The organism is Priestia aryabhattai B8W22, from assembly GCF_000956595.1.
Classification (GTDB): Bacteria; Bacillota; Bacilli; order Bacillales; family Bacillaceae_H; genus Priestia; species Priestia aryabhattai.
Window position 1 is genome coordinate 1 of the sequence record NZ_JYOO01000043.1, and the last position, 15,381, is coordinate 15,381.

A 15,381-nucleotide genomic window follows, 5' to 3' on the forward strand; every position below is an offset into this window, starting at 1 on the left:
TTTTTTTATTATTAAAATGAATGTAGCTTTCATATGTTTAGTTGCTTCTAGCTGTTGATTGGAGGGCAAGACGCAGACTCCTGTGGAAAAAGCGGAAGGATGAGACCCCGCAGGAGCGTATGCGACGAGGAGGCTCAGCTCCCGCCCGCGGAAAGCGAAGTCCTGCATGGAAATCAACAGCGGTGTAACAAGTCATCCATACTAGATCATTTATCCCATTTGTTCGTTTATAAATTCGAGTGACTTCGTTATGTCTCAATTTCTTTGTTTGATCTACTTACAAGGAGTTCAAACAAAGTATACGCATGCTTCTTTTTTTCAAAAAATCATTAAATTGAATCAAACGTTTTTTTATAGTACCATATGAAGATATGAGTCTAGTAGAAGAAGGGAATTTACAAATATGCCTTACAAAATGATTGTTTTAGATTTGGATGATACACTATTATGCGATGATCACACTATTTCTCCGCGCACGAAAGAAGCTTTAATGAAGGCGCAAGAATCAGGAGTGAAAGTTGTACTTGCTTCTGGACGACCAACTTACGGAATGGTTCACATCGCAAAAGAGCTAGAATTAGAAAAGTACGGAAGCTTTATTTTATCGTTTAATGGGGCAAAAATCATTAATTGCCTAACAAATGAAGAGCTATTTAGCAGCACCTTATCTCCGCGTACTGTTGCACGTCTTAACGATATTAGCCGCGAAGAAGGCGTTTTAATTCATACGTACGTTGGAGATGAAATTATAACCGAAGTAGAAAATAAATTTACGGATATTGAAAGTGACATTACTGGTCTGCCGATCCGTGTTGTTTCATCTTTTACTGATGCCGTTACAGAACCTGTTGTAAAAGTACTCATGCTTGCAGAACCGGAAATGCTGGTTCACGTTGAAAAGAAACTTCAAAAGCAGCTTCAAGGAGAGCTAAGCGTAATGCGCTCTAAACCATACTTCCTTGAATTTACAGAAGAAGGCGTCACTAAAGGGACAAGTCTCCACTTATTAATTCAACAGCTTGGCATTACAAGCGATGAAGTGATTGCCATTGGCGACAGTTATAATGATCTTGCCATGATTGAATTTGCTGGACTTGGCGTAGCAATGGGAAATGCTCCTGACGATATTAAAGAAAAAGCCAACCACGTAACAGATACAAACATGAACGACGGTGTGGCAAAAGTTGTGGAAGAATTTATTTTAAAACCTGTTAGCATTTCATAAGACAAAAAAAGCAGCTCGCATGACACGAACTGCTTTTTTGTTTTGATTTTATACTCCTAAAAGTTTCATAAGAAGCGTAGCTAAAATAACTGTGGAAGCGCCTCCAAGTCTTGTTGCTACTTGAGCAAATGGCATAAGTGACATACGGTTGGAAGCTGATAAAATCGCTACGTCTCCCGTACCTCCTAAACCGCTGTGACAGCCGGTTACAATTGCAGCATCCACTGGATGCATTTTCATCATTTTACCTACAAAATAACCCGTTGCTACCATAGCAATGACAACTGCTGCACATACGACTACATAACCTGGTGTCACAATTTTCACTACATCTTCAAGAGGAATATACAAAATTCCTAGCCCTACCATTAACGGCCATGTTAAGCTCGTAGAAATGAATTTGTACATATGGTAAGCACCTTGCTCCATCTTAGCAGGCATTACTTGTAAACATTTGACTAGCGTTGCCGCTACGATCATTAAAACTGGACCTGGAATTCCTAAAAATTTATGTGCCAAGCCTCCGAAAATAAAGAAACTACATGCAATTAAAAGACCTGCGCCCATTAACGAAAAATCTACCGGTTTCTTGATATTTGTATCTTCTGAGATGCCATCTCCGCCTTTTGTCTTCACAAGAACTCCATTACCTGTTAATTCTGGCTTTTTCTCTCCTAGACGTTTCATTAAGCCAGCACATACGATAGCAACGATGTTTCCAATAACAGCAGCTGGAATCATTTGCGACACAAAAGATTCGGCTGAACTACCTAAAATTTGAGAATAAGCAAGTGAGAGCGGTAAAATACCTTCACCAATCCCTCCTCCAATAATTGGTACAACAATATAGAAAAATGTATGTTTTGCTCCATAACCAAATAACATCCCAACAGCTACACCTGCAGCTACAGCGACTAGCGTACCTAATACAAGCGGTACGAACATACGTGTAAAGCCTTGAATTAAAACTTTACGGTTCATACCAAGAATACTTCCGGCTACTAAACAAGAAATATAAAGGTATAAAAAGTTTGATGTTTTCATCAAAGTTGTTACCGCTTCCATAGACGCGGGATTTAAAACATTATAAAAAACTAATACGGAAGGTACAAGCAGTGATAAAATAGCTGGTCCGCCAATATCTTTTAAAATCGGAATTTTTAATCCTAAATCACCAAGCAGCATTCCCATTACCATAATAATCGCAAATCCGCCAATCATATCTGGAGGAAGCTCGTTGTAAACGGCCGCGCCATATACAATTAATGCAAGTAAAACGTATAGTGGCAGAGGAATAACTCCTATTTTAATATTGTTGATTCGGTTCCAAAAACCCTTATTTTCAGGCTGTGAATCTTGAGTAAACGTTTCCAATTTACGTGCTGTATTCATCTCATAACCCCCTGTGGTTCTAATATAGAGAATCATACACAAGTTTTAAAAAACTATATACGTTATGTAACTTAAGAATTCTTTTTGTAACTAAAAAAAGCACAGCTTCTTTTTTCAGAAGCTGTGCTTTTTCTATCTAAAAATTAAGCATTTACTGTTTCTAAAGCTTTAATTTCTTTGTATGTTGGTTCCCACATTGCTGCTTTTACTGCCGCTTTAACATCTGCTGGAATTTCTTTTGCAACGCCATCTTTAATTGCTGCGTTAGCAACCGCTAAAGCAACGTTATATGATACTTCACGTAATTCTTCTACGCGTGGTAGTAATGAAGCGCCTGGTTTGCTGCTGTCTACCATTTGAGCTACAGCGTGTGCACATGCTGCGAACATGCTGTCTGTAATAACTTCTGCTTTTACCACGATTGATCCAAGACCAAGACCTGGGAAGACAAAAGCATTATTAGATTGACCAATTTCATATTCTACACCATCGTAGTTAACTGGTTCAAACGGACTGCCAGTTGCTACAAGTGCTTTTCCTTCTGTCCAATTTAATAGATTTTCAGGAGTAGCTTCCGCAAGCGGAGTTGGATTTGACATTGGTAAAATAGCTGGGCGTTCTACATGCTTCGCCATTTCTTTTACGATTTCTTCTGAGAATGCGCCCGCTACACCAGACGTACCAATTAAGATTGTCGGCTTAACTTGTCTGACAACTTCTAAAAGAGAAATTTTGTCTTCTTCACGGTTCCAGTCCTTCACTTCTTCTGCTTTTCGGGCATAAGGCGTTTGGAAACCTAATAAGTCGTCCATATCATCTGTTAAAAGACCTCGAAAATCGACTGCCCAGAAGTTTTTGTATGCTTCATCTTCTGTGATCCCGTCTAATACCATTGCATCACGTACTTGATCTGCAATACCGATACCTGCTGTACCTGGTCCAAAGATTAAAACACGGTGGTCACGAAGCGGCATTTTAGACACTTGAACTGCTGAGAAAATAGCGGCAAGCGTCACGGCACCTGTTCCTTGAATATCATCATTAAACGTTAGAATTTCTTTTCCGTACTTGTTAATAATGTTACGAGCATTTACGTTACCGAAGTCTTCCCAGTGTAACAGTGCATTAGGGAATATTTCAAGAGATTTTGAAATGAATTGATCTACGAAATGATCATAGCGTTCACCGCGGATACGTTCATGACGGTTTCCGATATATAAAGGATCATTTAATAATTTTTCATTGTTTGTTCCTACATCAAGAACAACTGGAAGTACTCTGCTTGGATCAATTCCTGCTGCAGCTGTGTACACGGCTAATTTACCGATAGCAATATTAATACCGCCAACGCCCCAGTCACCAATTCCTAAAATACTTTCTGAATCTGTAATAACCATTAAATCAATGTCTTCACTATTTGCATCGATATTTTTAAGAGCTTCTTCAATGCCTTCTACATTATCGATTGACAAGTATACGCCCCCCGGACGGCGATATTCATGGCTGTATTCTTGGATTGCTTGTCCAACTGTTGGTGTATAAACAACCGGAAGCATTTCTTTTAAGTGATCTTGCAATAAACGATAAAATAATACAGCATTACGGTTCTGTAAATCGTTTAAATACACATTCTTACCAAGGTTATCTGCCTGAGCTAAAAATTGCTCATATGCACGTTTTGCCTGCTCATCTAAAGTTAAAGTCATTGGAGGAAGTAAACCTTCTAATCCTAACGTTTTACGCTCTTCTTTTGTAAAAGCTACTCCTTTGTTTAACATTGGAGCTCCTAAAATTTCTTTCCCACGTAAAGTCGTTTCAATTGTTTCATTATCTGCAAAAAATACGTTGCGCATACGACGATCTTCCTTTCTGTAGACTTGTATGACAAGCATACAAGTTGGTTAGATTTAAGTAATTGATACCTTATATGGATATTACTCATATTATTCAAATGTCCGTTAACTTTTTATGAATAGCTTGCTAATTCATTTGACAATAGTATATTTTATGCCTATCTATTTCTGCTGTCAACTATTTTAGTAGAGCAATTTTTTAGTTATAAAGAGGTAGAAATTTCTGAATTTAATATCTTTTATCAATTTTCTTTTTATATAGGTACTAAGAACCCTCTTTATTCTATTCATCTCTTTTTGAAAGCCAAAATAATCCTTTAATATGGAAAAAATGTTTAATTATAAAAAATTTATTTTGAAATAATTTTAGTTTGCCTATAAAAGAATATTTTTTATTTTTTTGTCTATGCTGATTAATGAATTACTATGAATATTCTTTCCTTTCTATCTATACATATAAATTACATAGTTCTTTTTTATAATAATGGAGGTTATTGTATGTTAAAACCAGACACAGCTATTATTTTTGGATTTCTTATCGAAGAAGCGGCCAGTCGATTAGACGATCAAGAGATTAAAGAAATTGCGGTTAAAGAGCTAGAAAATGGAGAATTGGTGTTTGAAGAAGCCAGTTATTTTTATAAACGCTTTTTTATCCCTGCTTCTTCTGAATTAAGACAAGCTCTCCGCCGAGAGGTCTTATCGCTTCATTTAACATTAAATCAAATCAAAAATGCTCATGGCAACGGATCTATGTCTAAGATTGCTCATATGCATCAAATTATTGCAGAAACTGAAAAATCAACAAACGAACTTAACAGACTTTTAAATCTTGCGTTCTATGAGGGTGAGGACGATCAGACCTACGCCTCCTTCATGAATATTTTTTCAAATAAATCATAAAAAAACCGTCCTTAAGGACGGTTTTTCTTATTGAACACCTTTCATTAAACGCTGAATTTTTGGCGAAATCATTAGCACGATTACACCTAAAATGACCGACACTCCACCCAATGCAGCAAAATAAACAACTTGCGAAATGTTTTCATAGTATTGAACAAGCTGAGCGTTGATTGCCTGCGCCGCTGCGCTTGTTAAGAACCATAAACTCATCGTTTGAGCAGAAAACGCTGCAGGTGCTAATTTTGTTGTAGTTGATAACCCTACTGGTGATAAACAAAGCTCTCCAACTACAACTAAGAAGAAGCTTAGCACTAACCAAAGCGGGCTCGCTAACGTTTCATTTCCATGAATACTAGCTGGAATAACCATAACAAGGAAAGAAAGTCCTGCAAATAATAGTCCTAATGAAAACTTCTTTGGTGTAGAAGGCTGTCTGTTTCCTAATTTCACCCAAATCGCTGCAAAAACTGGGGCAAATATAATAATGAATAACGGATTTAACGATTGGAACCAGCCAACTGGAATTTTAAAGCCGCCATACGTTAGCTGTGTATGATCTTTTGCATACGTTGCTAAAATTGTTGACCCCTGCTCTTGAATTGCCCAGAACATTACTCCAGAAATAAAAAGAGGGATATAAGCCAATACGCGTGAACGCTCATCAGCTGTTGTCTTGGGACTCTTATACATAACCACAAAGTAAATAATAGGAATAACAATCGCTAAAATACTTACAAATAAAATAACGCCTTCAACTGTTAAAATACCTGCTAAAGAAGTCAGTACAATAAAGATAGCAAGTACAACTACAGCAAATGCAATAGTACCAAATACTTTTTTGCGTTCTTCTGGTTTTAAAGGGTTTGGAACTTGTCTACCTGCACGACCTAAGGTTTTACCTCGTGTAGCCATAAATACAATTAGACCTAAAAGCATTCCTACTGCTGCGATTCCAAAACCTAAGTGATAATTATATTTTTCCCCTACTGTTGAAACAACTAGCGGTGCGATAAATGCACCTGCATTTACACCCATATAGAAGATACTAAATCCAGCATCTCGACGGTTATCAGTCGGGCTATACATATCACCTACAACGCTCGAAACGTTGGGTTTTAATAAACCTGTTCCAATAATAATTAAGAACATTGAAATAAACAGCGCTGTTACACCTGCTGGCAATGCAAGTACTAAATGTCCCAGCATAATAAATATACCGCCGTAAAACACCGTATTAGACGTACCTAAAATGCGGTCTGCAATCCAACCGCCAATAATTCCAGACATATAAACAAGGGAACCATAAATAGAAAAGATCGCTAAAGCCGTTCCTTGTTCCATTCCTAATCCACCATTTGCAATTGTATCGTACATGTACAATACAAGTAGCGCACGCATTCCATAGTATGAAAAACGCTCCCAGAATTCTGTAAAGAACAAGGTAAATAACCCTTTAGGATGTCCGAAGAATCCTTTTTGAGGAACTGTTTCATACACTTTTTCTCTCTCTACCGACATATTCCTTAACCTCTCTTTCAACCGTAAACCATCATAGACAAAACTGTCAAAAAATTATGATGATATAAAAAAATAGAAACAAGAAAATTTTATTCTTATAAAATGATTCTGTCAATATCAGAATTTTACAATGAGTGCATAAAATACGGTTTTCCATTATAAAATTGCACCTATAAAAAGCTTTAAATCAAGATTTCTTTTCTTAAAATATCTTTTTGAATTTTTTTTTATACAAAACCCTTGATTACAAAGCATATGATTATCTACTTTTCATACAACCAGATAATATTTTTCTTTTTGGGAATTTTTTCTTTATATTAAAAAAGAAGCTTTATTATTTTTTCATTATGCTTCCCTCAACCGGAAATATACTTTTTTAAAATAATAAAACCCTCTTTAAAAATGTCTCTTTTGTTATAGTAGATACTATTTTTTCACCTATGTAATACCTTTAATATAAGTCATCCTCATTTTTCTATGTAAAAAAAGAGATAAAAGGTTTATTTTTTACCTCTTTTTGTACTGTAGCTACATTTTTACGTATTCACCGTTTACCATTTGTCCTTTGTGAAGAGGAAACACACCTTCTTCTTTAGTGTATACAATCGTTCCTCTATTAATGGTAGTTAAAATAACGCTATTAAATACCGTTCCTTCATATATACTGTGCTTATGTTTGAAAAACATTCCTTCTTTTGTCACTTTTTCAGTTTGATCCAGATCAACAATAACCAAATCCGCATCGGATCCTAGCAAAATGCTTCCTTTTTTAGGATATAAACCGAATCGTTTAGCTGGATTGGTTGATACAAGCTTTGAAATGTGTGAAAGAGAAATCCCTCTAGTGATGGCTCCCTCACTAATCATTGCTTGCAAAGAGTACTGACCGCCTGATATTCCACCCCAAACTTTAAATAAATCATTCTGATGAGCTGTCTTTAACTCAATCGGGCAGGGAGAATGATCTGAAGAAATCATATCTACTTCCTCTGATTGAATACAAGCCCATAATTTTTCTTTCTGACTCCTGCTGCGAAGAGGAGGTGCACACTTAGCCGTTACCCCAATTTCTTCAAAGTCTTCCTCTGTAAAAAGCAAATAATGCGGACAAGTTTCCAGCGTAACGTTCATCCCATTCTTCTTTGCTTCCGTAATAAGCTGCACGGCTTCATAGCTGCTAATGTGTACAAAGTGAAGCGGACATCCTGTTTTTCCACCATACTCAAGCGCTTGCTTTACTGCGTTTACTTCTGCTAGAACAGGTCGCGTTTCTAAATAATCCTTAATAGCAGTTTGCTTTTGCTTCTGTTTAGCCTGTTCAAGCTTTTGTATTAAATCATTTCTTTCAGCATGCAGGGCAAGCACCTTGTTTAGTTTCGCAATCTCTTTCATTCCTTCGTATAATGTGAGGTCATCTGAGAAATCAAATTCAGAACCGGCTTCTGACATAAATGCTTTAAAACCTATTACACCCGAATGAGCCATTTTAGCTAATTCTTCTTTATTACCAGGAACCAACCCTCCCCATAGACCATAATCTACTACTGACTTCTGATCAGCCAGCGTTTTCTTTTCCCACAGCGCTGCTTCTGTTACGGTAGGAGGAACGCCGTTTAAAGGCATATCAAAATATGTAGTGCAGCCTCCTGCAGCCATAGATGCTGAACCGTAGTCAAACCCTTCCCAATGGTCTCGGCTCGGTTCATCGAAATGCACGTGAATATCAATCATTCCAGGCAGAACATATTTGCCTTTAGCATCTACGTATTTTTTTGCTGGTGTGCTAACACCTTGCGCTATTTCTGCAATCTTTCCTTTTTTAATACCTATATCCGCTTTTACTATTTCGTCTTCTAATACGACCGAACCATCCCGAATAATTAAATCGTACATGTTATCAAACTCTCCTTTACTTAATTACTTCATCTTTTTATTAAACGAAGTAGTCTGCTATTGTTCTATCATGCACTGTTTCCTTTAAAAAGTCTTTATCATTGTAAAGAACCCTGACACACAGACTGATTATTAAGTCAGGAAATATAACTGAATTATCTGATTTTTTTATCCACCATCTTGTCTTAACTTTTTTTCATTTGGTCACTTTCCCTAATTAAAAAGAGGTTGCGACATAACTAAATCAATGGACGAACAAATTGGATAAATGAGCTAGTATAATTGCTTGTGACCCTGCTATTGATTTCCGTGCAACCCTTCGCTTTCTGCGGGGGCTCACCTATTTCGTTTTTCTCGCAGGAGTTTTTCGCCTTGCCCTCCAATCCACAGCTAGAAGCAACTGCATACATGAAGCCTACGTCCACTCTAACCATAAAAAATCCGAACGAGTTTGATTCCCAATCAAGAATCAAGCTCGTTCGGATCTTCCTTCAGCTAATTTTGTCACAGCGTCTTTTAACTCTTTTTTACTTTTTGTGACATTGGCAGCCTTACTGTAAATGTACTTCCTTTTTCTTGTTCGCTTTCTACGTCAATTTTTCCTTTATGTGTTTCTACAATCCATTTAGCGATTGCTAGGCCTAGCCCGTGACCTCCCATTTGACGGGATCGGGATTTATCAGCACGATAAAAGCGGTCAAAGATTCGATCCTTTTCGTCGGGATGAATTCCAACCCCTGTATCACGTACTTTTAATATACATTCACTCCCATGCTGAACCACTTGAATGTTTACACTTCCATGAGGAGTCGTATATTTAATAGCATTGTCTAACAAAATGTAAATCAGCTGAGTTAGACGCTCTTGATCTCCAGTTACGACTAATTTTTCGGGCGTATCTAACTGCAAATCAATATGTTTGGAAATCGCTAGAGTTTCAACCGATTCCATTACCTTTTGTACCGCATCTGTAATATCAAATGGCATCATTGCTTTTTCTACTTTATTAGAATCTGAGCGTGCAAGCGTAAGTAAATCACTGACGAGACTCGTCATCCGCTTCACTTCAGCTTTCATATTATTAATTAATTTTTTAGAGAAAGGATCTTCTGTTACTTCCTCCTGCATTTCTAAAGCGTTAATAGAAGAAAGCATAACGCTAAGCGGCGTTCTTAACTCATGGGATGCATCCGCCACAAACTCTTTTTGCTTTTGGAAAGCTGTTTCAATTGGGACCATCGCACGTTTTGACATTAAGCGGCTGATATAAATGGCTACTCCTACAAACAGTACGGTAAGGCTCAGCATAATAATGAGGAGCCACTTTAACAGCTGATAAAGAAACGAAACGTCTTTTCCAATATAAAGCATCCCTAAAAATTGACCTTTATAAAAAATAGGTTCCCCCGCCATCATTAAATCAATATCTATTTTGCCTTCTCCGTTTTGCCCTTTTACTCCTTCAATGTGTTCAAAACTAGGACGTGGGGCTTTTATTCGTTCTTTTCGCACCTCATTTTCAATAGGGATCCATCCATCAATTAAATCTAACAAGGTAGAGCGAAGACGCTCACTCGCTTCGTTGCCCATAATAAGGTCCCCTTCAGGACTGATGACATAATAAAAAAACTGGTCTTCACCGGCTACGACAATGTTTTTGTACTCTTCTTTCGACTGTTGATTCGAGCTGTTTACCGCTTGTTTAATTAAGATGCTTTGGACAATTCGAGACTCTTGTTTTAACATGCTATTTAAGTTTTGCTGTTGACTATTGGATACAACCACATACACCAATGCATAAACAATAAATACGAATAAAAGCAGAAACAGCATTAGCAATGCGCTGTATCGGAATGTTAAACGATTTTGCGTCTGGCTGAATAAATCTTGTTTTACTTTTTGTTTTACTTTCTGTTTAGCCCTCGTAAGAAGTTTAGCTTTCAATTTTGTAGCCTACTCCACGAATGCTTTGAATAAGATCTTGTTTGTTGAATTTCTCTAGTTTTTTTCGCAAAAGTTTAACCGTCGCATCAATCGTTTTAATCGAAACATCTGATTCATATCCCCATACCCTGTCTAAAATAATATCTCGAGAAAGAACTTGTCCTTTGTTTTTTACTAAAAAATCTAGCAGTTGAAATTCACGAGGACTTAATTGAATAAACTCCTCGTCAAACTGCACGGTTTGACTTGCTCTTTTTAATATCATGCTTGCAATCTCTACTTCTTCTTCTAAGATTGGTGCATAATTACGACGAGCCAAAGCGCGAAGCCTTGCAAGCAGCTCGTCAATTTCAAATGGCTTAATAACGTAATCATCCGCTCCCGCATCTAAGCCTTGTATACGATCTTGAACCGCATCCTTTGCTGTTAACATAAGAATAGCTCCGGCGTATCCTTCTTTTCTTAGACGTTTACATACATCGATTCCGTCTCCATTGGGCATCATCCAGTCAAGAATTAACACATCATAATGCGCTTCAGATGCATAATCATATGCATCATTCCCTTCCGTCACCCATTCGACGTTATAGCCTCCTTTTTTCTTCAGCATATAACTAACTAATTCACCTAGCTGCAAATCATCTTCTGCTAGCAGTACATTCATTCTGCGTAACTCCTTCCTTCATTTGATACATTTCCCTGCATCCTTTTGTTTACTTTATTATACAAAAAGAATCAGCAGAAACAAGCTGCCTCTACTGATCACTTTTCATTTTAATTTTCCCTACCTGTATTAAGAATGGGCGTGAACTGCTGTTCAGCAGTTCGCGTCTTTTGTACTTTTATGAATGACTAACGATTTGATTTGAATATGAAGGATTTGATCCATTAACAGTTTCTGTGACCTTTACAACACGCCGGCATATTTCAGCTCGTACACCTCTGTGCTTCAATTGTTCGACGATTTTTTCTAATTTGCTATAAGACGCTGTTTGTTTCATATCCATCCCCTCATTTCGTTAAGGTATTATTTACGAATCAAGTTTGTTTGTAATATCATACTTTTTCTTTAGCTTTTGTAACCATGTTGGATACTCTGTTTGGTATTTTTGATCAAGCAGCGTTTGCTTGATTTTTGCTTTGCTATTTTCATATGTTGCTTTTTGCGCTTCTTTTTTGCCTGTTACTTTAATAATGTGATAACCGTATTCTGTTTTAACAGGATCACTTACTTCATTTACCTTCATTGAAAATGCTTTGTTGGCAAAAGCTTCGACCATATCACCTTTTTTGAAGTATCCAAGGTTTCCGCCATCTGATTTAGAAGCTGTATCCGTTGAATATTCTTTTGCTAGCTTCGCAAAATCTTCTCCTTTATCAAGCTTTGCCTTTACTTCTTTTGCTGTTTTTTCGTCTGCTACTAAGATGTGGCTAGCTTTCACCTGTGCTTCTGTAGCTAGTGAATCTTTATTTTGATTAAAGTACGATTTCATTTCACTATCTTTAATATTAATAGTCGACTCGACCATTTTTTTTGCTTCAATATTCGTCTTTAAATCTTTTTTCAGCTCTGACAATTTTACACCGCTAGATGCTAATGCTTGATTTAGTGCATCCTCTCCCCCGTACTGACTTTTAAGGTTTTCTAATTCAGCATTAATTTCTTTATCGGTTACTTTAATATTTTGTTTAGCTGCTTCTTTTGAAATGACTTTTTGTTCGATTAGTGAATCAAGGACGCTTGATCCTCCTTGAGCAAGAAGAGCATCATACAGCTGATCTTTTGTGATTTTTTCATCACCAACGGTAGCAACTACCTTTGATTTATTCATTGCTACGGCACCAATAGCTACTGCAGCAATAATGACAACGGCTGCAATAATCATAATTATTTTGTTTTTAGACATCATTAAACTCCTTTTCCATTTCTCATTACTTACCTAAACTTAAACTTTTGCGCGTTGGTAACGGTTTAAGCTCAATTAAAGGCCTTGCAATCGTAGATACGTATTTACTCGACAACAACCACGCCACTCCACAAGCTCCAATCAAAAGAATGCTGTATCCTTGTACACTTTCTATCCAGTCTCCAAAAGAAGATAAGCGAATATATTTAATCAGAAATCCATGTAGCAAATACACATAAAAGGTTTGAGCACCTCGAGATGTAAAAGACATCGTCTGTGTAGGGATCAAAGCTAGAAAGGAAACCGTCATTGCTAAGCTGATGCTATAAAATAGCGTACGAATAATCATTCCCTCTACTTGATTTACACCTAAGGAGGCATAAGATTTTGAACCAAATAGCCACTCCTTCTCAAAATCCGGTGCTACATATTGGATCCACAGAGCAATAATCAGCAATGTGCCTCCAGCTACTTTCTTACAAGAAACAGACGTCAATTTTTTAAAATGTTCTTTTTTCATATAAAACCCTGCTAAGAAGAAGGGAAAGAATACAAATGTTCTAGAAAGACTTAACGTTGTTTCTAGCGGTTCACATAAGCCAATCATAATTCCTAACGCTGCCGCGACGGCTAAAGGATATTTGATCTTTGTAAAAATAAACAGCATCGCATTCCAACAAAATAAACTTAGTAAAAACCACAGTGACCAAGCTGGCTGAAATACTGAAACTTCGAATGACGATTCATCATACAGCTTATAATCATATACCGCATAGATAAGTTGAAAGATAATATAAGGAAACAATACTTTCTTCGCCATCTTCCACATATATCCTTTCTTTCGGTATCCCTTTGCAAAATATCCGCTTATTAAAATAAATGCTGGCATATGAAAAGTGTAAATAAATATGTAGAGTGTTCGTAACCACTGTTCATCATTGATGAAGGGAGTTAACAAATGGCCAAACACTACCAGTACAATTAAGATAAATTTTACGTTATCAAAATACGCATCCCGCTTAGCCATTTGACTTCCTCCTTTCTTTTGCGTTCTATGGATTTGTACGACGTGCTGCTGCGAATATCTTTTCTTTACATTCCTTACTATACATAGTGAAAATGAAAAAACAGTGAAAACCTTTCTTTTTTCTATTTTTAAGTAGGGTGCCGCTAAATAAGTTTGACAAATGGCGCCTCTTTCTCTACTATATAGATACGCACCCTATCCAATTCAATTTCGCTTGTTGCGGGACACTTAACCAGTACGGATGGATAGGGTGTTTTTGTATGCAAAAAAAAGCAGAAGACCTAGGTCTTCTGCTTTTTATTTTGCTATAGGCTGACTTTCGTTTTTTCCGTTTCCTTTTTTATTTTTCTAAATAATAAAACAAGTAACAAAAAAGGACAAACGGGATACCGCAGTATAATGCAATGCGCTGACTCTTATCAAAAGCCAGTCCTACACAAGCAGCAAAACATAACACAAATGCTAAAATAGGAACAAGAGGATATAAAGGTGCTTTGTAAACAAGCTTTGATACATCATTTCCTTCTTTAATATAGCGTCTTCTAAACATAAAATGAGAAGCTGCAATAGCCATCCATACAGCTACCACCGCAAATCCAGAAATAGAAACTAATACTAAGTAAACAGTAGTTGGTGCAACCACGCTTGACAGCAAGGACAGACATGCCACTCCCATGCTGATAAGCAACGAATTAAATGGAACTCCTTTAGACGTTACTTTCCCTAACCAAGTGCTGACCATTTTTTGATCAGATAATGACCATAGCATTCTCGAACATGCATATAATCCTGCATTAGCGTTTGATAATAAAGCTGTTAAAATAACCAAGTTCATAATATCTGCTGCGTAAGGAATACCTATTTGATCAAATACCGTCACAAAAGGACTTTCTAATACTCCTGCTTGTTTCCACGAAATCAACCCAGATAGTACAAACATGGCGCCAATAAAGAAGAAGAACGTACGCCAAATGATATTTTTAATTGCTCGAGGTATGTTCTTTTCCGGATCCTCTGTTTCTCCTGCCGTAATACCAATTAATTCTGTTCCCGAAAAAGCAAAGCTAACGGAAACCATGGTAATTAATACAGGCATAAGTCCATTTGGAAATAAACCGCCCTCTCCTGTAAAATGAGAAAGCATCGGCGCTTTTTCATGACCGCTAAGAGGAATGAATCCAAACATCGCTGCTGCGCCTAAAATAATAAATACAATAATCGTTAATACTTTAATACTTGAAAACCAAAATTCTGTTTCGCCGAAAAAACGTACAGATGTTGCATTTAAACCAAATAATAAAAGAGCAAACAGCGCGCTCCATATCCAAACCGAAACGTCAGGAAACCATCTTTGCATAAGCAATCCAGACGCTGTAAACTCCGAACCGACAGATACCACCCAAGTCAGCCAGTAGAGCCAGCCAACCGCAAAACCAGTACCTGGCCCGATAAACTTTGTAGCGTATACTTGAAATGATCCTGACACAGGCATTGCTACGCTTAGTTCCCCTAGACATATCATGACTAAATACATAATTAATCCACCGATTAAATAAGCAAGGAGTGTTCCCCCTGGACCTGCTGCATTAATTGTATAGCCTGAATTAAGAAACAACCCCGTACCGATAACACCGCCAAGAGAAATCATAAATAAATGACGGCTTTTCATTTTTCTTTGTAACTGATTCATAGATGTTGTATTCTCTCCCATTGTGTACC

General features: G+C 37.1%; 12 protein-coding genes. 2 read left to right on the forward strand and 10 right to left on the reverse strand.

Annotated elements, in window-relative coordinates; all coding sequences use genetic code 11:
* Positions 1 to 403 precede the first annotated feature (403 nt).
* On the forward strand, positions 404 to 1,225 hold the full coding sequence (locus N178_RS23060) for a Cof-type HAD-IIB family hydrolase (RefSeq protein ID WP_045295154.1): 822 nt from the start codon (positions 404 to 406) through the stop codon (positions 1,223 to 1,225).
* A 48-nt stretch (positions 1,226 to 1,273) separates the two neighbouring features.
* Here N178_RS23060 and N178_RS23065 read toward each other — a convergent pair whose 3' ends face one another.
* Together N178_RS23065 and N178_RS23070 are read right to left on the reverse strand one after the other, a co-directional pair.
* Positions 1,274 to 2,617, reverse strand: a complete 1,344-nt coding sequence (locus tag N178_RS23065; RefSeq protein ID WP_045295156.1) for a 2-hydroxycarboxylate transporter family protein — start codon at positions 2,615 to 2,617, stop codon at positions 1,274 to 1,276.
* A 143-nt stretch (positions 2,618 to 2,760) separates the two neighbouring features.
* Complete coding sequence (locus tag N178_RS23070) at positions 2,761 to 4,470, reverse strand: NAD-dependent malic enzyme (protein ID WP_045295157.1); 1,710 nt, start codon at positions 4,468 to 4,470, stop codon at positions 2,761 to 2,763.
* Positions 4,471 to 4,968: 498 nt separating this feature from the next.
* Between N178_RS23070 and N178_RS23075 the strand changes: the two genes are divergently transcribed.
* The gene (locus tag N178_RS23075; RefSeq protein ID WP_045295159.1) at positions 4,969 to 5,373 is read left to right on the forward strand and encodes a hypothetical protein; all 405 of its coding nucleotides are present in this window, start codon (positions 4,969 to 4,971) and stop codon (positions 5,371 to 5,373) included.
* Between the two features lie 27 nt (positions 5,374 to 5,400).
* On the opposite strand, the gene N178_RS23080 is transcribed toward N178_RS23075, so the two are convergent.
* The 8 genes from N178_RS23080 to N178_RS23115 form a co-directional block, all read right to left on the reverse strand.
* A complete protein-coding gene (locus N178_RS23080) occupies positions 5,401 to 6,891 on the reverse strand; it encodes a peptide MFS transporter (RefSeq protein ID WP_029714107.1) in 1,491 nt (496 codons plus the stop codon).
* 528 nt (positions 6,892 to 7,419) lie between these two features.
* Positions 7,420 to 8,784, reverse strand: a complete 1,365-nt coding sequence (locus tag N178_RS23085) for an allantoinase (protein ID WP_045295161.1) — start codon at positions 8,782 to 8,784, stop codon at positions 7,420 to 7,422.
* 516 nt (positions 8,785 to 9,300) lie between these two features.
* Complete coding sequence (locus tag N178_RS23095; RefSeq protein ID WP_045295165.1) at positions 9,301 to 10,728, reverse strand: sensor histidine kinase; 1,428 nt, start codon at positions 10,726 to 10,728, stop codon at positions 9,301 to 9,303.
* Positions 10,718 to 11,392, reverse strand: a complete 675-nt coding sequence (locus tag N178_RS23100; RefSeq protein ID WP_028413601.1) for a response regulator transcription factor — start codon at positions 11,390 to 11,392, stop codon at positions 10,718 to 10,720. Before N178_RS23100 ends, N178_RS23095 begins: the two co-directional genes overlap by 11 nt.
* Positions 11,393 to 11,570: 178 nt before the next feature.
* Positions 11,571 to 11,729 (reverse strand): hypothetical protein, encoded by a 159-nt coding sequence (locus N178_RS26825; RefSeq protein WP_155017217.1) that lies wholly within the window; start codon positions 11,727 to 11,729, stop codon positions 11,571 to 11,573.
* Between the two features lie 30 nt (positions 11,730 to 11,759).
* Positions 11,760 to 12,635, reverse strand: a complete 876-nt coding sequence (locus N178_RS23105; protein ID WP_033578796.1) for a peptidylprolyl isomerase — start codon at positions 12,633 to 12,635, stop codon at positions 11,760 to 11,762.
* Positions 12,636 to 12,660: 25 nt separating this feature from the next.
* A complete protein-coding gene (locus N178_RS23110) occupies positions 12,661 to 13,662 on the reverse strand; it encodes an acyltransferase family protein (protein WP_045295167.1) in 1,002 nt (333 codons plus the stop codon).
* Between the two features lie 340 nt (positions 13,663 to 14,002).
* Positions 14,003 to 15,373 carry an amino acid permease gene (locus N178_RS23115; protein ID WP_045295169.1) on the reverse strand — a complete coding sequence of 457 codons (1,371 nt, stop codon included), beginning with the start codon at positions 15,371 to 15,373 and terminating at the stop codon, positions 14,003 to 14,005.
* Positions 15,374 to 15,381 lie beyond the last annotated feature (8 nt).